The sequence below is a fragment of the Haloplanus sp. GDY1 genome (genome assembly GCF_023703775.1).
Taxonomy (GTDB): Archaea; Halobacteriota; Halobacteria; order Halobacteriales; family Haloferacaceae; genus Haloplanus; species Haloplanus halophilus.
This window is the reverse complement of sequence record NZ_CP098514.1, coordinates 1,791,566-1,817,183: the sequence shown is the minus strand read 5'-3', so window position 1 is coordinate 1,817,183 and position 25,618 is coordinate 1,791,566. Positions and strand designations below refer to the sequence as shown.

Here is a 25,618-nt window from a genome sequence, read left to right as displayed (position 1 = left end):
TCAGGCGCCGTCCCCGTCGCGGTCCGGCCGCCCCCCGAGGGGTTCGACCGTCACCGACGCGGGGAGCAGGTCGAGCGCCGAGTCCGACCAGCCGTCGTGGGCGACCGTCACCGCCGTGTCGGGGTTGGCGTCGACCAGGCGGGCGACCCCGCGGGCGGCGGCCTCCCGGGCGGCCGGATCGACCCGCTCCGGAAGTTCGGCCGTGAAGGGATAGGTCTCCGAGAGCGCTCGCGGCACCGGGCCGAAGGGCGGCAGGAGGCGCCAGGCGGCGTCGAAGCGGTCGCCGGAGGGAGCGTTCCCCTCGGTGAGGAGCAGGGTCTCGGGCGCGTCGAGGCGGGCGATCCGGTCGTGGTGGCGGACCACCTCGGGTCGGCGGGCGCTCTCGGTCGAGCAGTAGAAGAAGACGCCCTTGGCGGCGGGGTCGTGACGCTCTAGCTGTTCGGCGTGATCCAGCAGCGCCCGGTAGCCGTCGAGCATCGCGGGGTGTGCCCGGGCGCGCGTCTCGACGAGTTCGAGGAGGTTCCCCTCGCGGATGGCGTCCTTGATCCGCCGGATTTCGCCGAGGGAGACGTGCAGGTTGTGCTCGGCGAGCAGACGCTCGCGCTCGTCGTCGGGGGCGTCCCGGAGCGCCGCGGGCGAGCGCGAGGTACAGACGGGACACTCGCAGGGGAAGTAGCTCAGGTCGTCGAGGTGGCGCGTCCCGCGGACGGTGAGATAGCGGTCGTCGCGGGCGTAGATGGCGTAGGCGGCGGAGTCGAAGAGGTCACACCCCATCGCGGCCGCGAGCGCGAACATCATGGGATGGCCGGCGCCGAAGAGGTGGACGGGCCGGTCGGCGCCGAGGCCCCGCTTGGCGGCCGCGACCACGTCCACCACGTCCGCGTACCGGTAGTCGTTCATCAGCGGGACGACGGCGCCCACGGGGAACACGTCCAGGGCCGTGCCGTCGGCGTGGCGGGCGGCGGCCTCCCGGAGGTCGAGGTGGGTCGACCCCTGGATCGGCGCGTTGACCAGCATCTCGCCGGTGTCGACCGCTTCGGCGTCCGCGAGGGCCCGCTCGGTGGTCTCCAGGTCCGCCGCGGCCGTCTCGCGGGCGGCGTCGGGCGGCGTCGGCACGTCGACCGGCGTCGCCACGTCCGAACCGATCTCGCGCTGGAACGCCAGAATCTCGCGGGTCGTCACGTCGATGTCGCCGTACTCGGCCAACTGGAAGGAGCCGGAGTCCGTGACGATGGCGCCGGAGAAGTCGAGCATGTCGTGGAGCCCCTCCGCCAGCGCTCGCTCGCGGAGGTCCTCGGTCCCGCGGATGATGTAGGCGTTGGTGATGAGGGCGTCGACGCCGAACTCGGCTTCGAGACGGGCCGGCGACACCGTCCGGATGTTCGGGTTGATGACGGGCAGCAGGGCCGGCGTCTCGACGGCCGTGCCGGCGCGGGGGACGGTCAACTCCCCGATCCGACCCAGGGCGTCGCCGTGGCGGGTCTCGAAGCAGTCGCGCATACCGCCACTGTTCGGGCCGCCGCGGTAAGGGTTCCGTTCCGCGTCAGTGGCCCCTCACGCCGGAAGCGCGGCCACGGCTTCGACGAGGACGGCCGCCCCGTTCCTCCCCGGTTCCTCGAGCGATCCCGATTCGGAGAGGCGGAACGCCAGATACGCGAAGGCGAACAGCGTCGCGTTGTACGCGCCGTGGACGAGCGTGGGCACGACGAGGTTGTCGGTGAGTTCGTAGACGGCGCCGAAGACCAGCGCGGGGAAAAAGAGGACCGTCACGGTGACGAGGCGGCCGCCGGCGCCGCCGGTCAGGGCCGCGAAGTGGATGGCGGCAAAGAGCGCGCTCGCGAGGACGACCCCCGGAACCGGCTCGAACGTCTCGCGGAGGCGCCCCTGCACGATGCCGCGAAAGAGCAGTTCCTCGCCCGGACCGATGAGGAGGAAGGAGGCGGGGATCAGCCACAGGAGGACGGTCGGGTCGGCGCTGGCGAACTCGCCGACCTGGTTCTCGCCGGCGGGGACGCCCGTCACGCTGATGAGGACCGCGCCGGCGAGGGCGGCCGCGAGCGCCGCCACGTACCCCCCGACGACGAAGAGGAGGTCGCGGAGCGAGGGCATCCGGACGCCGAGGTCGGCGAGCGACCACCCGCGGACGAGGAGATAACTGACGGCCACGCTGCCGAAGGCGATCCCCTGGATCGACACGAGCGAGACGACGAGGAGGACGAGCGGCGACGGTTCCGCCCCCAGACCGACCAAGAGGAGGGAGAGGGCGAGCACGAGGACGACGCCGGCGCCGAGGCCGATACCGGACACCAGCAGGGCGACGACGACCGCCTGCAGACGGGCGACCGTGTGATCGTCGAGCGAGGGCATACGAACCCGTGGGCGCGGGAGCCTCGAAAAGCTTCCCTCCGAGGGCCGGGAAGGGGCTACGCTTCGTCGAACGACGCAAATCGGAGATTCGCTGGCCCGACGAAGCTACGCTTCGTCGAACAACTCCTCGCCCTCGACCATGTGTTCCTCGACGGCGTCCAGGTCGAGCGTCACCCCGAGTCCGGGCTCCTCGGGGACCGCCATGCGACCGTTTTCGACGAGGCCGTCCTCCTCGATCAGGTCCTCCCACCAGCCGAGCTGGTAGGAGTGAAACTCCAGCGCGAGGGCGTTGGGGATGGCGGCGGCGACGTGGGCCGAGGCCATCGTTCCGACCGGCGAGGCGACGTTGTGCATCGCGACCGGGACGTAGTACATGTCGGCCAGATCGGCGATCTTCCGGGTCTCGCGCATCCCGCCCACGCGCGGCAGGTCGGGGGCGACGACGTCGACCGCCTGTGGCTCCAGCAGGGTGCGCTGGCCGAACTTGCGGTAGACGTTCTCGCCGACGGCGATGGGCGTCGTCGTGGACTTCGTCACCACCTCCTGCACCTCGTGGTTCTCCGGCGGGACGGGGTCCTCGAGCCACCAGACGTCGTACTCCTCGATGGCGCTCGCGAGCCGCTTCGCCGAACTCGCCGTGAACGACCAGTGACAGTCGAAGGCGACGTCGGCGCGGTCCCCGACCGTCTCGCAGACTTCCCGCACGATGTCGACCTTGTGGTCGATCTCCGGGCCGCGGAGGTGGCGGTTCGCGCGGTCCTTCTCGTGGCCCGAGGGCACGTCGAGGTCGAACTTGATCGCGTCGTACCCCAGGTCCGAGACGACGCGCTCGGCCTCCGCGGCGTTCGACGCGGGTTCGGACTCGTCGCCGGCGTGACAGTCGCAGTAGACCCGCACCTCGTCGCGGTACTTGCCGCCGACCAGCTGGTAGGCCGGCACGCCCAGGATCTTGCCGGCCGCGTCGTGGAGGGCGATCTCGATCCCCGAGATGGCCGAGACGACCTTCCCGGAGATGGAGCCCTCGCCGCTCATCTTCTGGACGAGGTGTTCGTAGAGGCGGTCGACGTCGAGCGGGTTCTCGCCGACGAGGAAGGGCGTCATCCGCTCGACGATGGCGGTGTCGCCGCCGCCCCAGTAGGACTCGCCGGTGCCCACGACCCCCGCGTCCGTGTAGACGCGGACGAGGATCCACGGGTAGTTGCCGTCCACCATCGTCGTCTGGACGTCGGTGATCTCGACGTCCCTGTCGCCCCGGCTCGCGGTGAGCCCCATCGTCTCCGCCGACAGATCGCGCATCGTGTACTCCGCGTTGGGGTCGCGGAGGCTGGCGTACTCCACCATCGTGTGGCGTCTCGGCGGGTCGCGAGGTAAACGTTTGGAGCGCCCCGAGTACGAACCCTTACGGCGGCCCCACTCCAACGCCCGCCGATGAGTTCGGTTCCCGAACGCAGCGAAATCGACGCCGAGGACAAGTGGGATCTGGAGAGCATCTTCGCCACCGACGAGGAGTGGGAGGCGGCCGTCGCGGACGTGCGCGACCGGGTGGACGACCTGGCCGACTACGAGGGCCGGGTCACCGAGAGCCCGGAGACGCTCCGCGAACTGCTGGACCTCCGCGAGGACGTCCTCCGGGACGTGTCGAAGGTGTCGACCTACGCCAACCTGCGGAGCAGCGAGGACACGAGAGAGAGCGAGTACCAGGCCATGTCGGCCCGGGCGGAGTCGCTCGCGGCCGACGCCCGGAGCGCCGTCAGCTTCCTCGAACCCGAACTGCAGGAGCTCGACCGGTCGGAGCTGGACGCCTTCGTCGAGGCCGACCCCGCGCTGGCCGAGTACGAACACTACTTCGACGACGTGTTCCGGAGCAAGCCCCACACCCGCTCGAAGGAGGTGGAGGAACTGCTCGCGGACCTCTCGGACGTGACCGACGCGGCCAGCGAGGTGTACTCGATGCTCTCGAACGCGGACATGGAGTTCCCGACGGTCGAGGACTCCGAGGGCGAGTCGGTCGAGATCTCGCTCGGTAACTTCACGAAACTCCAGAAGCGGCCGAACCGCGCGTTCCGGCGCGAGGTCCACGAGGCCTTCTACGACCGCTGGGAGGAGGTGCGAAACGGCGTGGGGACGGCGCTGACGAAGAGCGTGACCACGGACGTGAAACTCGCCCGCGCCCGCAACTACGACACCGCCCGCGAGGCGGCGCTCGACGGCCCGAACGTCCCGGTCGAGGTGTACGACACCCTCGTCGAGACGGTGCGGGAGAACCTCGACTACCTCCACCGACACGCCGACCTGAAGGCCGAGGCGCTCGGCGTCGAGGACCTGCAGATGTGGGACCTCTACGCCCCGATGGCGGCCGGCGATCCCCCGGAGATCCCCTACGAGCGGGCGGTGGAACACGTCGTCGACGCCGTGGAACCGCTCGGCGCGGCGTATCAGGAGCGGATGGCCGAGGGACTGGACTCCCGGTGGGTCGACGTCTACGAGAACCGGGGCAAGCGCTCTGGCGCGTTCTCGGCGGGCACCTACGACACCCAGCCGTTCATCCTGCTGAACTACCAGGACGACGTGGCCTCGATGTTCACGCTGGCTCACGAACTCGGCCACTCGATGCACTCGGAGCTGACGAACGAGGCCCAGCCGTGGCAGTACAGCAGTTACGACATCTTCGTCGCCGAGGTGGCGAGTACGGTCAACGAGACGCTGCTGACCCACCACCTGCTGGAGACGGTGGACGACGAGGCGTTCCGCCGGCACGTCCTCGACGAGTACCTCGAACGCTTCCGGTCGACGCTGTACCGCCAGACCATGTTCGCGGAGTTCGAACTCCGCATCCACGAGGTGATCGAGGAGGACGGCGCGCTCACCCCGGACCGCTTCGACGAGCTCTACCGCGAGCTGAAGGCGGAGTTCTACGAGCCGGCGGTGATCGACGACCGGATCGCCCGCGAGTGGATGCGGATCCCCCACTTCTACTACGGCTACTACGTCTACCAGTACAGCACGGGGATCAGCGCGGCGACGGCCATCGTCGAGCGCATCCGCGAGGAGGGGGAGCCGGCGGCGGCGGACTACCGCGAGGCCCTGCGACTCGGCGGGAGCGCCTACCCGCTGGAGGTGCTGGAGACGGCGGGTGTCGACATGCGAACGTCGGCTCCCATCGAGGACGCCCTCGACGTGTACGGCACGTATCTCGACGAGATGGCGACGCTGATCTGAGGCCGACACGCGCGTTTCCGGTGGCTCGTCCGGATCCGGCAGTTCGCGGCCGAGGCGTGGATTAACGGCCGCATAACTATCGTGTTGGGGGACGCGGTGCTAGCTGTGATCGACCCAATCCACGCCGCCTCGCTCGCCCAGCCGCTGCAGTTGTTCTCCGGGGAGTTCCTCCAGTACGCAATCGTCTTCTTCGTTCTCGCGCTCATCGCGACGGTCGTGGGGGCTCGCGGCGTCGCCGGTATCAGCATGGAAATCGCCCGCATCTTCGTGTTTCTCTTTCTCGTCCTGGCGATCGTCTCCATCGTCCTGTGATGCCGGCGGCGCTCGTCCGGGAGGCCCGCCGAGGCGCCCCGCCGGTGTGGCGACGACCGCGCGAGTCGGGTCCATGAGTCCGGTGGACCGCGGGCGCGAACTGACCGAGACGGTGATCGCGGTGGCCCGGCAGCGCCAGTTGACGGTGCTGGCCGCCGGACTCGCGTATCACGCGTTCAACTCGCTGATCCCGGCGGTGTTGCTGGTGTTTCTCGGCGCCTCCGTCTCGCAGCGGTTCGAAACGCTCGCCTTCGCGGTCGCCGCGGTGACGGGCATCGACGCGGCCCGTCTCACCGCCGTCCTCGAAACGCTCACCGAGGACCCCACGGGCCAGTTGCGGGCGGCGGCCATCGCGGCGGTCGTGTTCGTCTGGAGCGCGGGGCAGTTACTGCGGGCGATGCGCCGGGCGTTCGTCGCGCTGTACGGGGACGACGCCCGCCGGTCGGGATCGACGGTCGACACGCTCGCCGCCGTCGGCCTCGCGTTCGGGACCATCGCGCTGGCGATCCTCCTGGTGGGCGTCCTGGGTGTGTCGCTGGCGTACGTGTTCACGGGGTGGACGTGGGCCGTCGTCAGCACGGTCCTGCTGTTCGTCTCCCTGATCGGAGTGTTCGTCCCCATCTACGCCATCCTCCCCCGCGCCGACGTCGGCGTCCGAGAGGCGCTCCCGGGGACGGTCCTCGCCGCGGCGTCGTGGACGCTGTCGGGCGTGCTGTTTCGCCTGTACGCGGCCACCGCCGAGAGCGTCCGTCTCTACGGGTTCGTCGGGGGCGTCCTCCTCTTTCTCACGTGGCTGTACGCGGCCGCCCTGTTCCTGTTGCTCGGCGTCACGCTGAACGCGGTGGTGGCCGACCGCGTGACCACCGTGGATCGACCCGGGGGGTGACCACCGCGCCCGCGACTCGCCGACCGTCGGCGAGGCCGGCCCGCGACCCAAAGGCACATTTACGCCCGCTTCTTAGCGGGGACAACCAATGTCACGGAGTCCGTCGCTCCCGGATCGGCCGCGACTCGACCTCGATCCGGAGATGTCAGACGCGGAGCGTCTCGACGCCATCCGCCAGCATTACGAACGCATGGTCCGCGTCAACGAGGAACTCTCGGAGCGCCTCGACGAAACCGACGAACGGCGAGAGGAACTCATGGAGGAGGTCGACCACCTCAAGCGCCGCAACGAGGTGTTGAAGACCTCGTCGCTGTACGTCGCCACCGTCGAGGAGGTGGCCGACGAGGGGACGATCATCAAACAGCACGGCAACAACCAGGAGGTGCTGACGGAGCCGTCGCCGCGCATCCGCAAGGAACTCGCGGCGGGCGACCGCGTGGCGGTCAACGACTCCTTCAGCGTCCAGACCGTCCTCGACGACGAGACCGACTCCCGCGCACAGGCGATGGAGGTCGAGGAGTCGCCGTCGGTCACCTACGACGACATCGGCGGCATCGACGACCAGGTTCGGGAGGTCCGCGAGGCCGTCGAGGACCCGCTTCTCACCCCGGAACTGTTCGAGGAGGTCGGCGTCGACCCGCCCTCGGGGGTCCTCCTGCACGGTCCGCCGGGGACCGGCAAGACGATGCTCGCGAAGGCCGTCGCCAACGAGACGGACGCCACCTTCATCAAGATGGCCGGCTCCGAACTCGTCCGGAAGTTCATCGGCGAGGGCTCGCGGCTGGTGCGCGACCTGTTCGAACTCGCCGCGGAACGGCAGCCGGCGGTCATCTTCATCGACGAGATCGACGCCGTGGCGGCCAAGCGGACGGACTCGAAGACCTCCGGCGACGCCGAGGTCCAGCGGACGATGATGCAGTTGCTCTCCGAGATGGACGGCTTCGACGACCGGGGCGAGGTGCGCATCATGGCCGCCACCAACCGCTTCGACATGCTGGACGAGGCCATCCTCCGGCCGGGCCGGTTCGACCGCCTCATCGAGGTGCCGAAACCCGGCGCCGAGGGTCGGGCACAGATCCTCCGCATCCACACCCGCGACATGAACGTCGCCGACGACGTCGCGTTCGCGGACCTGGCCGAGGACCTCGACGACTACAGCGGCGCCGACATCGCCTCGCTCGCCACGGAGGCGGGGATGTTCGCCATCCGCGACGACCGCACCGAGGTCCGGATGGCGGACTTCCTCGACGCCAAGGCGAAAATCGAGGACAACGAGGACTCCGGCCCCGTGATGGCCTTCACCGACTACCAGTACTGAGCGACCGACGACGGCCGCGCTCCCGCCCGTCCGTCTCCGTGTGGGTGCGTCACACGCTCCGACGGCTTTTTATTCGGCCTCCGCGTATCGCCGCCGACTCGGATGAATGGAAACACGCCGTACGGAGGTGCGCCCGGGGTCGTCGACGCCGGAAAGGTATCGACGGACGTCGAACTCACGCGGGATCAACGACAGTCCCTCCAGCGTGCCGTGGCGGGAATCGTCTCGCGGACGCGGTCCTACCTGCCCGACAGTTACACCGTCGGCTCGGAACTGTCCTACGGGTCGGAGGGGCCGACGGCGACCGTCGCCGTCCGACCCCCCGCGGGACACCCGGTCAGCGCCGGGTTCACGCCGGATCTCGACGACCTCGAAGCGGGAATCGGGTCCGACGAACGCGACGAGGTGGCGCGCGGACTGGCCGCGAGCGCCGCCCTGCAGGTGATGGACGCCGTCGGCGACGGCATCACGCCGACCGCTCGCTGAGGGCGGGACTGGTCGGCGCCGCGGCGGTTATCGCGTAGACGAACAGGAGCACCGAGGGGAGGCTGGCGGCACCCATCGCCGTCACCTCGGGCATCGGCGTCAACACCGACGCGAACGCCCCGCAGAGCAACGGTATCGGGAGAAGGGCGAGCAACAGGTCGTACCGGGACATCGTCGGCAGGCCGATACTGTCGCTACGGGTCGTTCGGACACTCATCGACGGTCACCTCGTTTCGAAGTCGTGTTTTTTTGGACTAAAAAGTTTCTCAGCACGTACCTAACCTGTTGTCCGAACCTCCAAGCAAGCGACCCGAATAATATGTACCGGTTACAGGAGTCCGATCAGGCGTTCCCGGTCGCTCGTCTGCAGGCGTTGATGTACTCCCCGGCGTACGGATGACCGGGATAGAGCACCAACGCGTCTTCCAGCCGAGCAGTCGCCGTCCGGCAGTCGCCCCGCCAGTAGGCGTCGAGGCCCTCCTCGTACGCCCGGTCCATCTCGCCCGAGGAGTTCTCCACGTTGAGTTCCCGCAGGTACTCGGTTGCGAGGTTGATCGGCATGGCGAACTTGATGGCCTCGATACCGACTTCGGGGCCGGCGCCGAACGTCGCCAGGCCGATGACCTCGCCGTCCATGTTGTAGACGGGGCCGCCGCTGTTGCCGTGGTTGATGGCGGCGTCGGTCTGGATGGCCTCGATTCCCGTTCGCAAGGTCCGCTTCGCGCTCACCACGCCCTGCGTGACGGTGGGTTCGAGCGTCTCGTCGGCGTTGAAGAACTGTTCGAGCTGGAACCCCGGATAGCCGATGATGAACACTTCTTCCCCGACTTCGACGGTGTCCGAGTCCCCGAGCGTGACCGTCGGCAGGTTGTCCCGTTCGACCTTGAGGACGGCAACGTCCCGGCCCCAGGTGACCGCGCCACCCACCGTCTGGTAGACCGTTCCCTCCTTCTTTTTCACCGCGGGCCACGCCCTGACCTGCAGGTTCTCGCCCGGCGCGGCGACGCCGTTCAGGACGAAGTGGTCCGTCGAGACGTCCGTGATCTGTCCGTTCTGCTGGAAGTACGTCAGCAGTTTCGTAAAGAGGATCCGTATCACCTGTTCGCGTTCGGCCTGCGGAATCTCGTAGTACGCCGACACCTCCTCGACGAGTTCTTGCTGGAGGGAACCAGCCAGGCTCTGGAGGAGCATCTGCTGGGGGTCCTGTCCCGTGAAGACGACGTGGGCGTTCGTCACGATGTAGCCGTCGGGCGTGACGATGAATCCCGATCCGCTCGCGCCGGTCTGGACCGCCTGGCGCTCGATACGGCCCGTACCGCCCGTTTCACGGGTGATTTCGAGGGTCGCGACCCGCGAGAGAAGGTCGCCGCCGGTTCCGGACTCGGCACCGAGACGCTGATACTGGAACGACGACCCGTCGGGGCCCGTAACCTGGAGCGTGTTCCCCGACATGGCGTACCGGTACTGCACCGTCGTCTGGACGGGCGAGGTGTACTGCAGGAGGAGTACGTCGCCCTGGACGGAGTACAGGCCTTGGAATCCGCCGCCGCCGGCGAATGTCCCGCTGAACTGGCCGTTCTCGGCGAAGGTGACAGTCTCGCCCGGCGTCTGCCAGGTGCCGACGAGGGAGCCACCGCCGCCGGTACCGGCCTCGGCGAGCGTGTACGACGGCCAGACCGCCGTCCCGCGGACGACCGACTGGATGTGTACGACCGCCGCCTTGTCCAACTGAGTGATCCGCGAGACGGTTCCGGGCTGGTCGACGTCGATCCGCCCGCCGCCGCCGACACTACCCGTACAGCCGGCGAGTCCGGCCGCGACCAGCGGCACGGTGCGGAGCAGCGTTCTGCGTGAAACGGTAGCTGACGACACGGGGAGTATACGACTCACGTCAGCATAAATATATAGTATAAATGAAACGAATGTGGCAAGCGGTCGGCGTCGTACCCTACTTCCCCCAGAACGGGTCCCGGCGCCGGTGGTTGTCCAGAAAGCCCTGCAGCGCCTCCAGTTCGTCGGCGGGAATCTCGTCGGAGAGTTCCTGTTCGAGGATCTTGGCGTGTTTCTCGGGCAGGTCGACCCAGAGTTCGTCGCCCTCGTCGATCTGTCGGCCGACGGTCGGGCCGTCGATGGCGACGCTGACGCGTTCGCCGGCGCGGGCCTCGGAGACGTCCTCGCCGTTCTTCTGGATGCCGCTCAGTTGTCCGAGACGCTCGAACTCGTTGCCGTCGAACCGGCCGACGTGGGTGTTGTTCTTCAGCGTGCCCGAGAGCACCTCGACGCCGACGACGGCGGGGTTGTTCTGGCGGAAGACGTGATCCGGGAGGAGCTGGAAGCGCGCGGGGCGGACGATCTTGTCGAGGACCGTCTCCTGCTGGGCGCGCTGGCGCTCCTCGACGAACGCCTCGTAATCCTCGACCAGCTGATAGATCACGTCGTCCCGGAACAGGCGCACGTCGCTCTCCTCTAGCTCCCGCTCGGCGTTCCTGAGTACGTCGACGTTGAACCCGAGGATCACCTGGTGTTCCGCCTCGCCGGCGGTGCTGGCGACGGCCACGTCGCGGGGGGCGACGTCGCCCACCTCGGCGCGGAGGATGGGCACCTCGGCCTCCCGGAGGGCGTTGGCCATCGCCTCCAGGCTCCCGAGGGTGTCGGCCTTCACGACGACGCCCTCCTCCTCGGTGTCGACCTGGATCTCGGCGAGTTCGGACTCCACGTCGGCGATCGCGGCCTCTCGCTCGCGGTCGCGGATCACCCGCACGGGCGCGCCGGCCATCGCGTCCTCCAGGTCGGGGGCGGCGATCTTCACGCCGGCCGCCGCGGCGACCGACTCCACCCGGTCGAACCGCTTTTCCGTCCTGATCTCCGCGAGCGGTTTGGGCTGGAGGAGCGCGCGCACCTCGGTGACGATCGGTTCCCCCATCCCGCCGACGACGATCTCGTCGCCTTCGCGGATCGTCCCGTCGTACACCACCACGTCGAGGGTGGTGCCGAAGCCCTTCTCCTCCTTGACTTCGAGGACGGTCCCGGCACCCGGCCCCTCCACGTCGACCGCCATCTGATCCTTCATGTACCGCTGGGAGAGCCCCATGAGCACCGTCAGGAGGTCGGGGACGCCCTCCCCGGTGACCGCGGAGACGGGGACGACGCCGACGTTGCCCTGGAAGTCCTGCACGCGCCAGTAGAGGTCGGCGGAGAACCCCGAGTCCGACAGCTGGCCGATGATCTCGTAGAGGTTCTCGTCGAGGCGGGAGCGGGCGCGGTCGCTCTGGGCCTCGTAGGTGGCCTGGATCGGCTCCCCCTCCTGGGGGTTCCAACCGGGCGTCGTGTCGATCTTGTTGGCCGCGACGACGAAGGGCGTGCCCGTCCGCTTGAGGATGTCGATGGCCTCCTCGGTCTGGGGCTGGAAGCCGTCGTTCACGTCGACGACGAGGACGGCGATGTCGGCCAGCGCGCCGCCCCGCGAGCGGAGCGTCGAGAACGAGTGGTGCCCGGGCGTGTCGATAAAGAGCAGGCCGGGCAGGTCGAAGTCGTCGGGGTCGACGAGGCTGCCGGCGATGCCCGAGATGGTGTCGAGGGGGACGGCGGTCGCCCCGATGTGCTGGGTGATGGCGCCGGCCTCGCCCTCGCTGACGGCCGACCCGCGGATCTTGTCGAGCAGGCTGGTCTTCCCGTGGTCGACGTGCCCGAGCACGGCGACGATGGGGGTGCGAAGCGCATCCGGTCGGTCGCGTGTGTCCGAATCTGACATGATATCCCCCGGCAGAAGTTTCCTTGTCGGTGAACAGCCGTGGACCGAAGTTAAGTCTTTCAACATACCGGCGGCGCCGCGCGCGTCGGACGGCCGACGGACGACCCCGTGGCGTTTAAGGTCATCCCCGCGAATAGCCCAGTCATGTCCGACGTACTCGCCGAAAACCTCTCGGGGAAGTCCGTGATGGGCTCCGACGGGACCGAACTCGGCATGCTGTACAACATCACGATGAACCTGAAGACGGGGGCCCTGAACGACCTCCTCGTCTCGCCGAACGACGAGTTCCCGGCGGCCGACTCCCGCTTCGAGCAGGACGAGCAGGGGCGGCTTCACGTCCCAGTCTCCCGCGTGCAGGCCGTGAAAGATTACATCGTCATCGACCGGTAGATGCACGTCCTCGACTCTTCTGCGTTCATTCACGAGTATCACACCTCCGAGGGGATGGCCTCGATTCCCGCGGTCGAGGAGGAACTCGAAGACGAGAGCGCCTACCGCTACGACGCGATGGAGGGCGCGGGGATGCACATCCACATCCCGGCGGACAACACCGTCGAGACCATCGAGCGCGCGGCGACGGAGACGGGCGACGCCGAGGAACTCTCGGGGACCGACGTGCGCCTGATCGCCGCCGCCTTCGAACTCGACGGCACCCTCGTCACCGACGACTACGCCATGCAGAACGTCGCTGAACACCTCGGCGTCGCCGTCGAGGTGATCGCCCGCGAGGGCATCTCCGAACAGCGCGACTGGCGCTTCCAGTGTCAGGGCTGTGGCCGCGAGTTCGACGACCACCGCGACCGCTGTCCCATCTGCGGGAGCGACCTCTCGCGGAAGAACCCGGCCTAAGGGGCAAGCGCCGCGACCGTCCGCTCGGCCGTCGCGTCGTCGGCGTCGGCCGGCACGACCACGATGGGGTGGTCGATCACGTCCCGACCGGCCAGCGCCCGGAACCGCTCGCGGGCCTCCTCCGGAGTCCCCGCCACCCCCAGCGCGTCGACCATCTCCGCGGTGACCGCGCCGCGGGCGGCGTCCCGGTCGCCCGCCCGCCACGCCTCGGCCACCCGCTCGGCCGCCTCGGGGAAGGCCGAGGCGACCGCCCGGCGGTAGCCGTCGCCGCTCCCGACGTAGTAGGCGACGTGGCTGCGGATCGCCGCGCGGGCCGCCTCGCCGTCCTCGTCGACCGCCGAGGGGACGTAGGGAGCGACCGTGATGGCGTCGGGGTCCCGGCCGGCCTCGCGGGCCGTCCCCGCGACCGTCTCGAAGGCCTCGTCGAGTTCGGGGAAGGGGACGTTGTGGGGGAGCCAGCCGTCGGCGACGCGGCCGGTGGCCCGCCGGGCGGCCGGGCCGAGCGCCGCGGTGTAGACGGGCACGTCGGCCTCCAGTGCCGGGAAGTCGGCCACCGAGACGGTCTCGCCCTCGTACGCGACGCGCCCCTCGCCGCCGGTGAAGGCGGCGACGAGTTCCGCCGTCTCGTGGAGGCGCCGCACCGGGCGGTCGTACTCGCGGCCGTGGAGGTCCTCGGTCGCCTTGGCCGTGCTCGGACCGATCCCGAGGCGGACGCCGGCCGGCGCCACCTCGTCGAGCGACGCCGCCGCGGCCGCGAGCGTCGCCGGGGAGCGGGAGAAGACGTTGACGATGGCGGTGCCGAGGGTGAGGTCGTCGACGGCGTCGGCGATGGCGGTCAGCGCCACGAAGGCGTCCCACCCCCAGAGTTCGCCCGTCCAGCAGGCGTCGTACCCGAGGTCCTCACACCGGACGGCGAACTCCCGGGCGTCGATTACCCCGCTCCGCGGCATCACGACTCCACGTGTCATACCGCCGCGTGGGGGCGGCGACGAGTTATATCCCGGGTCCGAGCGGGAGTTTATGCCCGTCGGCGTGGTACCCTCTCCCATGACCGGCTTCGAGCGCGTCGCCTCCGTCGCGGAGGCCCGCGAGGCGAGTCCGCAGGTCGTCACCGTCGGCGGGCGAACGCTCGGCCTCTTTCACCACGAGGGGTCGTTCCACGCGGTCGATAACAGGTGCCCGCATATGGGTTTCCCACTCAGCGAGGGATCGGTCGACGACGGGATCCTCACCTGTCCGTGGCACCACGCCCGCTTCGAACTCTCCGGCGGCGACACGTTCGATCCCTTCGCCGACGACGTGCGCACCTTCCCCGTCGAGGTGCGCGACGGCGACGTCTACGTCGACCCGGACCCCGACCCGGAGACGCCGCCGGCCGACCACTGGGAGGAGCGCCTCGAACACGGCCTCCGGGAGGCGCTCGACCTCGTCGTCGCCAAGGCCGTGATCGGCCTCGACGACGCGGGCGTCCCCCCGACCGTCCCGCTGACGGTGGGGACGACCTTCGGGACGCGGTACCGACAGGGGGGCTGGGGGAGCGGCCTGACGACGATGAGCGCGATGGCGAACCTCCTCGACGACGTCCGCCCCACGGACCGTCGGCGCGCCCTCTACGTCGGCCTCGGCGCCGTCGCCGACGACTGCGCCGGCGAACCCCCCTTCTTCGTGCAGGACCCGCTGGCGACCGAGGGCGTGGACGCCGACCGCCTCAGCGAGTGGTTTCGCGATACCATCGACGTTCGGGACGCGGACGGGGCAGAGCGGGTGCTCCGGGCGGCGATTCGAGCCGACCTCGACGAGGCGGCGCTCGTGGGCATGTTCGTCGCCGCCGCCACCGACCACCGCTATCTCGACTCCGGCCACCGACTCGACTTCGTGAACAAGGCCGTCGAACTGCTGGATCGGATCGGCTGGGACCACGCCGACGGCGTCCTCCCGAGCCTCGTCCCCGCGCTCGCCGACGCCGACCGGGCCGAGGAGCGGTCGTCGTGGCGCCAGCCAGTCGACGTGGCCGAACTGGTCGCGGACGCGAGCGACGACCTGCCGGCCCTGATCGACGCGGGCGCAGAGGCGACGTGGTCCGCCCCCGACGACTTCGTTGATCGCCTGCTGGGCGACGACCCACACGCCATCGTGGACGCGCTAACCGACGCCATCGAAGCGGGGGCGACGGGCGAACAGTTGGCGAGCGCCGTCGCCGACGCCGCCGCCCGACGGGTCGCGCAGTTCGGCACCGCCAACGAGTTCGGCGACTGGAACACGGTGCATCACACCTACACGTACGCCAACGCGGTGTGTGGGCTGGCCGGACGAACCGACGCCCCAGAGCTCTACCGCGCCGTCTTCGACGGGGCGGTGAACGTCTACCTCGACCGCTTTCTCAACACGCCGCCGATTCCGTTACCCGACCCCAGCGGCGACCGGACCCCCGATACCGTCCTCGACGATCTGCTGGAGACGTTCGAGGTGGAGGCCGACGAGACGGTCAGCGAGGCCGGCCGACACACCGCCGCGTACCTCGAAAGCGGCGGCGACCCCGCGCGCCTGAAGCGGGCGGTCGGCGAAGCCCTCCTGCGCGAGGACGCGGGGTTTCACCCGCGACAGAACGTCGAAGCCGCGTTCGCCCGGTACGATGCGGCCGACGACGAGGAGCGGGGGCGACTCCACCTCGTCGCCACCTCGCGCTATCTCGCCGCGCACACGCCGACGCGCCGCGAGGCGGAACAGACCTTCCGGATCGCCGAGCGCCTCAACCGGGGCGAGGCGATCCACGAGGCATGAGTCGCCGCACGATCACCTGCTCCGGTCGGCGACGGTGATCGAACTCGCCTCCCCCTCGGGCGTCCCGATCCGATCCGGCGCGATCAGGATCGCGTCCCGGTCCAGGTTGGGGACGGCGCCGTCGAGCGTGCCCGGATAGGCGTCGAAGAAGGGTTCGAGCCGGTAGCCCTCGAAGGGGAGGTCCGTCGACCGGAGGTGGTCCTGGAGGTAGCGGACGGCGACCTGTTCGCCGAGGAGGAACCCCTCGGCCCCGTCGGAGCGGTAGTGGATGCCGGCCCAGTCCCGGCCGAAGGCGACGTTCGTCGCGAGCTTGTCGAGTTCGTCGTTCACCGTCGCCGTCCCGGCCCGGGCCTCGGCGACGGCGTCTGCCGTGGCGCCGACGGTTCCCCCCGAGACGTTCGCGACCGGTTCCAGCCGCGTCGTCAACACCGCCGTCGTCCCGCCGCCGGCCAGTCGCCCCTCGGCCCGCCCGTCGGCGACGGGGACGACCGTCTCCTCGACCGGGAACGGGTGCCGGCCGTCGAACATCGCCTTCAGGACGGTCACCGTCGCGCCGGCGACGCCGCCGTGGCCCGCGGGGTAGGCGGGGTGCGTGGGCGACCCCTCCGTGTACGCCTGGGGCAGGAGCGGCGTGCCGAACGCCGACTCGATCCGGTCGCGGGCCGCCGAGTCGCGGACGTTGGCCGGGAGGGAAAACGGGCCGTGTCCCCGCCGCTCGGCCGCCAGCCGCCCCGCGTACGCCTCCGGGCGGAGGCGGCGGTGGACGCCCCACTTCCGATGCCAGCAGGCGCTCTGGGCGGGGCCGAAGACGCTCACGACCGACTCCAGCACGTCGTGCGCGCCGAAGTTGACCACCGGGTCGGCGGTCCGGATCCCCGTCTCGCTCGCCCCGCCCTGTCGGTAGGGGATCCGCGGATCGAAGGGGACGCCCATCCCCAGCAAGATCTCGGCGGCGTCGCGGACGGCGAGGTAGGGCACCTGCCGGCGGACCTTGTTGGCCAGGTCGCGGCCGGTGACGACGTGTCGCGTGACCGCCGCGTCGGGGTCGCCGCCCGGGTCGACCAGGTTCGGCGGCGGGTTCGTCCGGGCGACGGGGACCCCACGCTGGACCCGGAGCCACGTCGCCCAGTCGGCGAGGTAGTCCGGACCGGGACCGACCACGTCGGCGTCGCCGGTGCCGGTCGCCGCCTCGCCCGCGAGGACGCGGATCCGCCCGCTCTGCGGGACGGCACCCCGCGGGACGTCCTTCCAGAGGAACTGCGAGACGCGGGGGCCGACTCCCGCGCCGGGTAGGAGTCCCCGGAAGGCCCCGCGGGGCGAGGGGGACCGAGTCCGCGGGTCGGCGTCGCTCCCGGGACCGGCGTAGCCGGCCGTCCCGGCCAGTTCCGAGACGGCCGCCGCGACGGTCCCGTCGTCGTCGAACGCGCCGAAGGGTACGTCCCGACAGAGCGCGCGCCAGTAGAGTTCGACCAGTTCCGCGCCCGTGGTCGGGGAATCGAACGAGGGGGGTGGGGCGAGGGCTACCTGGTGGGGGTCCGCGCCCATCCCCTCGAAGCCGTGGGCGCCGTGGGGTTCCGCGAGGGGGCGCGCCTCGGGCGACGCGTCCAGGTCGACGGCGTTGTAGGCCGCGACCGTTCCGGTCGCTAGCGCCTCGACGAGGCTCCGGTAGCCCGCCGCCGTCGGCACCCCGTCCTCGCGGTGGGTCAGCCCCTTGCCGTAGTTGGTCACCGGACCGTCGTCGCCGGCCGCGTCGGACGGGGGACCCCGAACCGGCGCGTCGAGCAACTGGTGGCGCGCGGCCCGGTTCCGGCGGAGGAAGGCCTCCTGGCGTCGGCGCGTGCGGTCGTCGGTCATCGCCGCTCCTCCCCGTACAGGCCGAACGTGCAGGCGAACCCGTCGCTCGCGACGCCGGCGCCGACCCACGTCGGGACGGTCCAGTCGAGGCGCAGGTAGCGCGTCTCGCCGGCGGGGTACGCTCCCCGCGCCGCGTCGGCGACGAGGAGGTCGGCCGCGCTCGCCGTCTCGCCGCCGTCGAGGGGGACCCCGTCGCCGAGGCCGCCGAGGCCGACGAGCGACGCGAGCGACGCGGTCCAGACGGGCGTCGTCGTCCCCGTCGCCGCGGGGTCGGTCGGGTCGTCGGGGTCGAGGTACGACACCCGGACGGTCGTCAACTCGTCGAGTTCGCCCTCGCGGTGCGCGGGGATCGACTCCCGGAGGGCGCCGGTTTCGGGCTCCGATTGGCCGTTCTCCGCGTCGGTTCGCTCCCGGCCCAGCAGGGAGAGGTAGCCGGAGTCCCCGCCGATCCGCAGGGCGAGCGTGAGTCGGCCACCGTCGCCCGGGGTCAGCCCCGAGAGGTCACAGACCGGGGCGGCGGCGTCCGAACGGAGCGTCGGCCACCCCTCGCTCGTCCGCACGCGGGTCGTCGCCGACTCCACGACCGCGTGCCACGCGACTTCGAGGTCGAATTCCCCGGCCGCGATCCGGGTCCCGTCGAAGGATTCGTCGTCGGCGAGGAACGCGTCGGTGCCGACGCTCACGCCGACCGACGCGGCGCCGGCGGCGACGGCGCCCAGCGCCCGTCGTCGCGTCACCGCGAGTCCGTCGTCGTCCATCTCACCACAGCGACGACTCGAAGGCACTTCGTTAATCGGGGCATTGACGGCGTCAATCGGCCATTAACCGCCCTCGGCGGTCCACGCTGCGGTCGCCGGCGCGCCTACGGGACCCTTTTTACTCCCCGTGCCCCACGTGAGCGCATGACGGACGGCGACCTCCGCGAGACGCAGGCACCGCTGAAGGAACGATACGAGGACGACCCCGAGGCGGCCCGGATCACGCTCTCGGCCACGGGCGACGAGGCGGCGGACGCGACGAGCTGTAGCGTCGAAGTCGGCGAGGCCGTCTACGAGGCACAGCTCCACGAGGGGGCCGGGGGATCCGGGACCGCGGCGTGTTCCGGCGACCTGTTGCTCGGGGCGCTCGCGGCCTGCTCGCAGTTGACCGCCCAGGCCGTGATCGAGAACTTCGGCGTCGACGCGGACGTGTCGGTCGCCGTCGAGGGCGACCTGGACCTCCGGGGCACGATGGGCGTCGCGGACGTGCCGGTCGGCTTTCAGGACATCCGCCTCGACGTGACGCTGACCGGCGAGCTGGACCCCGAGACGGCGGCGTCGATCCGGGACGCGACCGAGCGGTACTGCGTGGTGTACCGGACGCTCGTGGCGTCGCCGGGCGTGGCTACCGAGTGGACCTTCGAGGAAAGCGCCGAGGGTGAGATTTGAACTCACGAGTCCTGACGGACAGTTGCTCTCGAAGCAACCGCCTTGGCCGGGCTAGGCTACCTCGGCTCACCCGAACGTGGGGGAGCGGGCGTTTAATCGGTTTCGGTTCGGTGCCGGGCGGCGGTTCGACGCCCGGCGGTTCGACGCCCCGGTCTCCGCGCTCGTCGCTCGCGAGCGTCCCGGCGGATTCAAGTCGCCCGCGTCCCCAGCGGCGGACATGGCGACCATCGACACGGCGGTAAACGCGATCCACCTGTTGTTCGCCGGACTGTGGGCCGGAAGCGTGCTCTTCGTCGCGAGGGGGCTGGTGCCCGAGGCCCGCGACGGGAACCTCGACGCGACGCCGCTCCGGTCCCTCGTCGGTCGGTTCCGGACGTGGTCGCGCGTCTCGTCGCTGGCGCTCTTTCTGACCGGCGGCCACCTCGCCGGAACGCGCTACACCGCCGAGACCCTGCTCGGATCGACCCGGGGATACCTCGTCGTCGCGATGGTGGTGCTCTGGGTCGTCCTGACCGGCCTGGTCGAGGTGGGTTCGGGGCGACTGATCGACGGCCTCGACGAGCGGAAGGTCCGCGACCCCGCCCGGCGGGCGGCGCCGTTTCTCACCGCGGCGGCCGTCGCGGCCGTCGGATTGCTCGTCCTCGGCGGGGTCCTGCTCTGACGCGGGGGACGATTCCCGTGGAACGGCCGGTTCACGCTCGGCCCGAAGACCGGTAAGTACCGATTAACTAACCCCCAGCGGCCGGATCCGCCGATGGGGACACCGTCACACGCTCCCCTCCCCCCATGTCACAGTGTCCGAACTGCGGGACGAGCATTCCGGGCTGGCGGATCGTCGCTCCCGAGGACGGTCGACCGCCCTACGCGGAGTGTCCCGACTGTTGGGAAGTGCATCCGGTGTCGCCGGCGTAGCGACACCGGGTGTGGCGGGCACGTCGTCACGGGAGCCCGTGACCCGGTGGCTCACGGGTGACCCCGACGGCGACGGCCGCCGAGGGTGACCGATCGCCCCGTCAGCCACCCGTCGCCCGCGAGTCGCCGTACACGATTCGCTCGACGATCTCGTCGAGGTCCGGTGGCGTACGGTCGCGTCTCGGTTCGTCCGCTGGGACGTGTGGTACGAGGGTCATCTGCCGTCACCCCGCGCGTACGTGACGGCAGCCTGACTCAAAAACGTCCCGCCGGTCACCGGTAGGTCCCCCTGATGAGGTCGCCCACGGCGACGACGGCGACGCTCACCGTCGCCGCGGCGCCGCCGCCGACGGCGACGGCCGTCTTCACGAGCGTCCGAACCGCCGGACACGAGAGTTCCAGGCTCTCCGCGCCGGAGGCGCCGACGACCATCGTCCCCGCCGGTCCCCCGGAACAGGAGACCAGAAAGCCGACGGCCGCGCCGGTGATCAGATACAGGAAGATCGGTGCGAACATCGTGACGGCGAGGACGGTCGCCACCCACCCGAGCACGTCGCGGTACATGTCGAGCGCATCCATTCCCGAACCTAAATGCGCCGCGGTCGACGCGACGCCGCGAACCGCACCCTTTTTATTTTAGGTTTCCCTAAACACGGTCGATGCCCACTGGAACCCAGTCGGGGACGGACGACGAGGGGGAGCCGGAGCTGCCCGAGCGGCCGACGGTGTCGGTCTGTGAGAGCTGTCCCGGCCGCACCGTCTTCATGGAATCCGGCAACACCGACGGCTGGATCGCGAGCGACCTGACGGTCGAGCCGACGCAGTAACGCGTCTCCTCTCTTTCCGCCGCGTCCGACCTCCCGCCTCCGGACTCCGTATAAACCCCGCCACGAAGCGGTTCGCGTGGCTTCCCAGCCGCTGACATCGCGCGTCCGGGTTTTCCGTCCGTCGTGGGTGAGGCTCACGCATGTCACGCGAGCACCGCGGACGGCAGGTACGGGGAGGTGACCGGTCGTGAGTCTCGGACGGCGGGACTTCATCAAGGCCGCCGGCGCGGGATCCCTGGGTGCGCTGCTCACGAGCGGGTGGGGGGCGACCCAGTCCGTCGACCCCGTGACGTCGGTCGACAACCCGCTGAAGTCCTACCCCAACCGCGACTGGGAGCAGGTGTACCACGACATCTACGCGTACGACCGGGTGGACTGGACGGTCTGTCACCCGAACTGCACCCAGTCGTGTGCGCTCAACTTCTACATGAAAAACGGGGTGCCGATCCGGGCCGAACAGATCTACCACGAGGAGGAGGGGAGTCCCGGGCCGGGCAGCCCCGGCGGGTACGAGGAGGCGGGCGTCAGCCGCCACTGGAACCCGCGGGGCTGCATGAAGGGGCTGACCCTGCATCGCCGCACCTTCGAGCCCTCGCGGATCAAGTACCCGATGGTCCGGAAGGGCTGGGACCCCGAGGACCCCAGCCCCGAAGGGAGGGGTGAAGACGAGTTCGAGCGGGTCTCGTGGGACGAGGCCATCGACCTCATCGCCGAGAAGATGGCGAATCTGGAGGACGAAAAACGGTTCCACGTCTTCAACGCCATCAAGGCCGACGGCCTGATCACGCGTCACGGCGCCGGCCGGCGGCTGGCCTCGATCTTCGGCGGTTGCGAGTGGACGGAGTACGACTGGTACGCCGACCTGCCGCCGGGGCACGTCATCACCACGGGCTACCAGACCAGCGACGCCGACGCCTCGGCGTGGCGCGCCGCCGACTACACCATCATGCAGGGGAAGAACCTGATCCACAACAAGCTCGCGGACAACCACTGGCTCCAGGAGACCCGCGAGCGCGGCGGCGAGATGGTCGGCGTCTACCCCGACTACTCGCCGACCGTCCAGAAGTGTGACCGGTGGCTCCCCATCCGCCCGGGGAGCGACCCCGCCTTCGCGCTCGGCGTCGCCCACGTCATCATCCGGGAGGAGCTGTACGATCCGGAGTTCATGCGGCAGTTCACCAGCTTGCCCCTCCTGATCCGGCAGGACACCGGGAAGTACCTCCGCGCTCACGAGGTGTTCCCGGAGCACGAACCGCCCGAGGGCGGCACGGAGGGCGAGGCGGGGCTGGCCCACCACGGCGGCGGCGACGACTGGGGCGACTTCGTCGCCGTCGACGGCGACGGGGAACTCGTCCCCGTCACCCGCGAGGAGGTGGGGTCGGAGACGCCGGCCGACGCGCAACTGGAGGTCGACCGCGAGGTGAGCCTCGCGGACGGCACGAGCGTCGCCGTCCACACCGACTTCGCCCGACAGAAGGCGAACATCGTGGAGCGCTACGACCCGGAGACGGTCGAGGACATCACGACCATCCCGGCGGAGAAGCTCCGTGAGACCGCCCGCGAGTTCGCCGCCGCGGAGAAGGGCCAGTGGTTCACCGGCGAGGGGATCAACCACTGGTTCCACTCCAACGACTCGCTCCAGCGCACCATCTTCTTCGTCCAGTCGATGCTCGGCAACGTCGGCAAGCGCGGCGCGGGCTACTACAACTACTCCGGCCAGTACAAGATCGAACTCCTGGACGGTTACCCGACGTACGTCAACCCCGACGGCCACAGCGCCCACGGGATGTACCCCGGCTACGCCTTCGCCTTCTTCGGCGGCGAGCAACTCGACCCCCACTCGATCCGCGGGGACTTCGACGGCGACCTGGATCTGGTGCCCCAGGGCGACGCCGCCGAGCCGGTGCTGCCGGAGAACGCCGACTCCTACACCATGTCGCGGCCGGCGATCCTGTGGACGATGAACTGCAACCTCCTGAACCAGACCAAACACCAGGAGCACGTCGTCGAGAACTTCGTCAAACACCCCGACACGGGCAACGAACTGCTTATCGTGTCGGACATGCACATGACCTACTCGGCCCGACACGCCGACATCGTCCTCCCGGTTCCCTCGTGGCTCGAGTGTGAGTACCCCGACATCACGGTCGGCCCGGAGAACCCCTTCCTCCAGATGGACAGCGGGGTGATGGATCCCATCTACGACACCAAGCAGGACGGCGAAATCTGTGCGCTCGTCGCCGAGAAACTCGACGAGAAGATCCCGCCCGAGGAGCGCACCGTCGACTCCTATCGCTCCTACTTCGCGGAGTTCCTCGACGACGACGGCGACGTGCGCAACTACATCCAGGAGACGCTCGACGCGGGCATGACCACCCGCGACATCGACGTCCCGGATCTGGAGGACGGGCCGGTCCGCTTACAACTCAAGACCTACCCCCGGATCCCCTTCTACTCGCAGATCCACGAGGATCGGCCGTTCTACACCAAGACCGGCCGGATGGAGTTCCACAAGGAGGAGGACCGGTTCCTCGAACTCGGCCGCGACGACCTGGACCACATCGAGAGTCCGGAGGGGACGCCCTACGGGGTGAACGAGAAGTGGGACGAGGCCAAAGACGAGGAGAACCCGCTGTATCACGACCAGGGCTACCAGTTCTACTACAACACCCCGCATCCGAAGTACCGCACCCACTCCTCGTGGGGGATGACGGACTGGAACCTGATCTGGTCGGCGCGGGACTTCGGCTCCACCTCGGCGGACCCGGACGGCACCGACCGCCTCGTCGAGGACTTCTCGTTCCCGACGGGCGAGGGCGAGACCAACGACGCCCCGCCGCTGGGCGAGGCGTTCGTCGAGATGCACCCCGAGGACGCCGCCGACATCGACGTCGAGAACGGCGACTACGTCCGCATCACCGGCAAGCGCGGCGACCTCGTGGTGCGGGTGATGGTCAGCGACCGCCAGCGCCCCCGCTCGGCCGGCGACATGGGCCAGTTGACCATCTGGCACGGCTGGTGGCCCCAACATTTCGCCGACGACGAGGAGAACGAGGACGGCATCAAGGGGTACAACGTGACGACGAACATCTGGCTCGACCCCGCACAGGAGACCGACGACCTGGTTCACAAGGGGGTGTTCGGCGACCCCAACATCTCCGAGGAGATCGAGGAGGAGATCGCCTGGCACGGCGCGACCCTCGAAGCGGGCTACGAGGAGACGGTGTGGGCGCCGACGGGGACGAACCGCGACGACCTCGTGGAGGTCGAGAAGTACGCGGAGGCGGACTGGTGGCCCGGCGACGCCCGGAAGGACGACCTGTTCCAGGGGTACGTGAACGGGTCGCTGCAGTCCGACGGGTCGAGCGATGGCGGCGACGACACGGCCACGAACGGGACGACGAGCAGCCGGTACAACCCCCTGCGCGGAGGTGACGACTGATGCCACAGGTCTACAACCCACAGCTCGGCCGCGAGCACGACTACCCCTACGAACACCGCGAGGAGGAGCGGGACTGGCACTGGGGGATGATCGTCAACGTGAACCGGTGTATCAACTGCAACACCTGCTCGTTTGCCTGCAAGTCCACCTGGACCAGCGGGAAGGGCGAGGAGTACATGTGGTGGATGAACGTCGAGACGGAGCCGTACGGCGGCTACCCGATGGGGTGGGACATGCGCCTGCTCGACGACCTGGACGGCGAGCAGACGGTGTTCGAGGCCGCGGAGCAGGGCGAACGCGTCCACGGCTACGTCGCCCGCGAGGAGGAGTGGGAGTACCCCGCGCTCGGCGACGACATGGCCCACGGCGAGTACCCCGCGGGCGACGTGGTCGAGTCGGACCTCGAGGAGGGCGAGTACCACGACATGTGGCAGTTCTACCTGCCCCGGCTCTGCAACCACTGCAAGAACGCGGCCTGCCTCGCCGCCTGCCCGCGTCAGGCCATCTACAAGCGCGAGGAGGACGGCATCGTCCTCCTCGATCAGGAGCGGTGTCGCGGCTACCGCAAGTGCGTGAAGGCCTGTCCGTACCACAAGCCGATGTACAACCCCGAGACGGGGGTGACCGAGAAGCCGGTCGGCTGTTACCCCCGGATCGAGGAGGGGAACGTCCCGCGGTGTGTCTCCTCCTGCATCGGGAAGACGCGGCTGCACGGCAACATCAACCGCGGGCCGGACGCCGGCCCACCGGGCGGGTCGAACTCGGCGCCGGGCGGCCGGTCGCCGATCAACTACCTCGTCCACTCCGACGAGAAGGTGGCGCTGCCGCTGTACCCCCAGTTCGGCACCCGGCCGCAGGTGTTCTACATGCCTCCCTACCACGTCCCGCCCGACTTCCTGACGCAGATGTTCACCCCGAACACGGCGCAAAAGCGCAACGACTGGCCCGGAGGGAGTTACCGCGAGAGCATCGAGATCGTACAGGATCGGGTGCGAAACCCGAGCCACCACGTCCTCGGCATCCTCCAGTTGTTCGGCGCGACCACCCGGCTCATCGAGACGTACACGGTCAAGGAGACCCGGGTGAAGGGGTACGACCGCCGCGGGAAGAAGGTGGTCGACGTGCCCTTCCAGGAGGAGATGGAGGTGCGCGAGGGCGAACTGTGGACCAACCAGCCATGAGCAGAC

Annotated in this window: 23 protein-coding genes and 1 tRNA gene; 13 read left to right on the top strand and 11 right to left on the bottom strand. The window is 69.6% G+C overall.

The genetic code is table 11. The features are described 5' to 3' along the window. The 3 genes from tgtA to NBT67_RS09665 all read right to left on the bottom strand — a co-directional run bounded on the left by tgtA (position 1) and on the right by NBT67_RS09665 (position 3,708). Positions 1-1,500 (bottom strand): tRNA guanosine(15) transglycosylase TgtA, encoded by a 1,500-nt coding sequence (gene tgtA, locus NBT67_RS09675; RefSeq protein ID WP_251341515.1) that lies wholly within the window; start codon positions 1,498-1,500, stop codon positions 1-3. Between the two features lie 54 nt (positions 1,501-1,554). Next, positions 1,555-2,367 carry a CPBP family intramembrane glutamic endopeptidase gene (locus tag NBT67_RS09670; protein WP_251341514.1) on the bottom strand — a complete coding sequence of 271 codons (813 nt, stop codon included), beginning with the start codon at positions 2,365-2,367 and terminating at the stop codon, positions 1,555-1,557. 105 nt (positions 2,368-2,472) lie between these two features. After that, positions 2,473-3,708 carry a mandelate racemase/muconate lactonizing enzyme family protein gene (locus tag NBT67_RS09665; RefSeq protein ID WP_251341513.1) on the bottom strand — a complete coding sequence of 412 codons (1,236 nt, stop codon included), beginning with the start codon at positions 3,706-3,708 and terminating at the stop codon, positions 2,473-2,475. 87 nt (positions 3,709-3,795) lie between these two features. Here NBT67_RS09665 and pepF point away from each other — a divergent pair, with 87 nt between their 5' ends. The 5 genes from pepF (at position 3,796) to NBT67_RS09640 (ending at position 8,588) form a co-directional block, all read left to right on the top strand. After that, complete coding sequence (gene pepF / locus NBT67_RS09660) at positions 3,796-5,586, top strand: oligoendopeptidase F (RefSeq protein ID WP_251341512.1); 1,791 nt, start codon at positions 3,796-3,798, stop codon at positions 5,584-5,586. A gap of 105 nt (positions 5,587-5,691) precedes the next feature. Continuing rightward, positions 5,692-5,898, top strand: coding sequence for a DUF1328 domain-containing protein (locus tag NBT67_RS09655; protein WP_251341511.1), 207 nt, complete (start codon positions 5,692-5,694; stop codon positions 5,896-5,898). A gap of 73 nt (positions 5,899-5,971) precedes the next feature. Then, positions 5,972-6,784, top strand: a complete 813-nt coding sequence (locus tag NBT67_RS09650; RefSeq protein WP_251341510.1) for a YihY/virulence factor BrkB family protein — start codon at positions 5,972-5,974, stop codon at positions 6,782-6,784. Between the two features lie 88 nt (positions 6,785-6,872). Next, on the top strand, positions 6,873-8,102 hold the full coding sequence (gene pan2 / locus NBT67_RS09645) for a proteasome-activating nucleotidase Pan2 (protein ID WP_251341509.1): 1,230 nt from the start codon (positions 6,873-6,875) through the stop codon (positions 8,100-8,102). Positions 8,103-8,204: 102 nt separating this feature from the next. Further along, positions 8,205-8,588, top strand: a complete 384-nt coding sequence (locus NBT67_RS09640; protein ID WP_251341508.1) for a DUF5811 family protein — start codon at positions 8,205-8,207, stop codon at positions 8,586-8,588. Here the strand turns inward: NBT67_RS09640 and NBT67_RS09635 are convergent. The 3 genes from NBT67_RS09635 to infB form a co-directional block, all read right to left on the bottom strand. Further along, complete coding sequence (locus NBT67_RS09635) at positions 8,569-8,805, bottom strand: DUF8015 family protein (RefSeq protein ID WP_251341507.1); 237 nt, start codon at positions 8,803-8,805, stop codon at positions 8,569-8,571. The two genes, NBT67_RS09640 and NBT67_RS09635, sit on opposite strands and share 20 nt — an antisense overlap. Positions 8,806-8,930: 125 nt before the next feature. Continuing rightward, positions 8,931-10,460, bottom strand: coding sequence for a S1C family serine protease (locus tag NBT67_RS09630; protein WP_251341506.1), 1,530 nt, complete (start codon positions 10,458-10,460; stop codon positions 8,931-8,933). Positions 10,461-10,536: 76 nt separating this feature from the next. Beyond that, positions 10,537-12,339 (bottom strand): translation initiation factor IF-2, encoded by a 1,803-nt coding sequence (infB, locus tag NBT67_RS09625; protein WP_251341505.1) that lies wholly within the window; start codon positions 12,337-12,339, stop codon positions 10,537-10,539. Between the two features lie 144 nt (positions 12,340-12,483). On the opposite strand from infB, the gene NBT67_RS09620 reads away from it, so the two are divergent. Beyond that, a complete protein-coding gene (locus tag NBT67_RS09620) occupies positions 12,484-12,729 on the top strand; it encodes a PRC-barrel domain-containing protein (protein ID WP_251341504.1) in 246 nt (81 codons plus the stop codon). Continuing rightward, positions 12,730-13,188, top strand: coding sequence for an NOB1 family endonuclease (locus tag NBT67_RS09615; RefSeq protein ID WP_251341503.1), 459 nt, complete (start codon positions 12,730-12,732; stop codon positions 13,186-13,188). It abuts the gene before it with no gap. Here the strand turns inward: NBT67_RS09615 and NBT67_RS09610 are convergent. Further along, positions 13,185-14,156 (bottom strand): LLM class flavin-dependent oxidoreductase, encoded by a 972-nt coding sequence (locus NBT67_RS09610; RefSeq protein WP_251341502.1) that lies wholly within the window; start codon positions 14,154-14,156, stop codon positions 13,185-13,187. The two genes, NBT67_RS09615 and NBT67_RS09610, sit on opposite strands and share 4 nt — an antisense overlap. 79 nt (positions 14,157-14,235) lie before the next feature. Here NBT67_RS09610 and NBT67_RS09605 point away from each other — a divergent pair, with 79 nt between their 5' ends. Beyond that, positions 14,236-15,969 (top strand): Rieske (2Fe-2S) protein, encoded by a 1,734-nt coding sequence (locus tag NBT67_RS09605; protein WP_251341501.1) that lies wholly within the window; start codon positions 14,236-14,238, stop codon positions 15,967-15,969. Positions 15,970-15,981: 12 nt separating this feature from the next. On the opposite strand, the gene NBT67_RS09600 is transcribed toward NBT67_RS09605, so the two are convergent. Further along, complete coding sequence (locus NBT67_RS09600; protein WP_251341500.1) at positions 15,982-17,823, bottom strand: phosphatase PAP2 family protein; 1,842 nt, start codon at positions 17,821-17,823, stop codon at positions 15,982-15,984. Next, positions 17,820-18,581: a hypothetical protein gene (locus tag NBT67_RS09595; RefSeq protein ID WP_251341499.1), complete on the bottom strand. Its 762-nt coding sequence runs from the start codon at positions 18,579-18,581 to the stop codon at positions 17,820-17,822. Before NBT67_RS09595 ends, NBT67_RS09600 begins: the two co-directional genes overlap by 4 nt. Before the next feature lie 144 nt (positions 18,582-18,725). Here NBT67_RS09595 and NBT67_RS09590 point away from each other — a divergent pair, with 144 nt between their 5' ends. Further along, positions 18,726-19,250: an OsmC family protein gene (locus NBT67_RS09590; protein WP_251341498.1), complete on the top strand. Its 525-nt coding sequence runs from the start codon at positions 18,726-18,728 to the stop codon at positions 19,248-19,250. On the opposite strand, the gene NBT67_RS09585 is transcribed toward NBT67_RS09590, so the two are convergent. Then, positions 19,232-19,316 (bottom strand) — tRNA-Ser (locus NBT67_RS09585). The genes NBT67_RS09590 and NBT67_RS09585 overlap by 19 nt on opposite strands. Positions 19,317-19,467: 151 nt before the next feature. Here NBT67_RS09585 and NBT67_RS09580 point away from each other — a divergent pair. After that, the gene (locus NBT67_RS09580) at positions 19,468-19,911 is read left to right on the top strand and encodes a CopD family protein (RefSeq protein WP_251341497.1); all 444 of its coding nucleotides are present in this window, start codon (positions 19,468-19,470) and stop codon (positions 19,909-19,911) included. A gap of 524 nt (positions 19,912-20,435) precedes the next feature. On the opposite strand, the gene NBT67_RS09575 is transcribed toward NBT67_RS09580, so the two are convergent. After that, entirely contained in the window at positions 20,436-20,726 is a 291-nt protein-coding gene (locus NBT67_RS09575; RefSeq protein ID WP_251341496.1) for a hypothetical protein, read from the bottom strand. Positions 20,727-20,821: 95 nt separating this feature from the next. Between NBT67_RS09575 and NBT67_RS09570 the strand changes: the two genes are divergently transcribed. The 3 genes from NBT67_RS09570 (at position 20,822) to NBT67_RS09560 (ending at position 25,612) form a co-directional block, all read left to right on the top strand. Continuing rightward, positions 20,822-20,989, top strand: coding sequence for a hypothetical protein (locus NBT67_RS09570; protein ID WP_251341495.1), 168 nt, complete (start codon positions 20,822-20,824; stop codon positions 20,987-20,989). Positions 20,990-21,176: 187 nt separating this feature from the next. Further along, positions 21,177-24,431, top strand: coding sequence for a molybdopterin-containing oxidoreductase family protein (locus tag NBT67_RS09565; RefSeq protein WP_251341494.1), 3,255 nt, complete (start codon positions 21,177-21,179; stop codon positions 24,429-24,431). Next, positions 24,431-25,612 (top strand): 4Fe-4S dicluster domain-containing protein, encoded by a 1,182-nt coding sequence (locus NBT67_RS09560; protein WP_251341493.1) that lies wholly within the window; start codon positions 24,431-24,433, stop codon positions 25,610-25,612. The genes NBT67_RS09565 and NBT67_RS09560 overlap by 1 nt, the downstream gene beginning before the upstream one ends. Positions 25,613-25,618 lie beyond the last annotated feature (6 nt).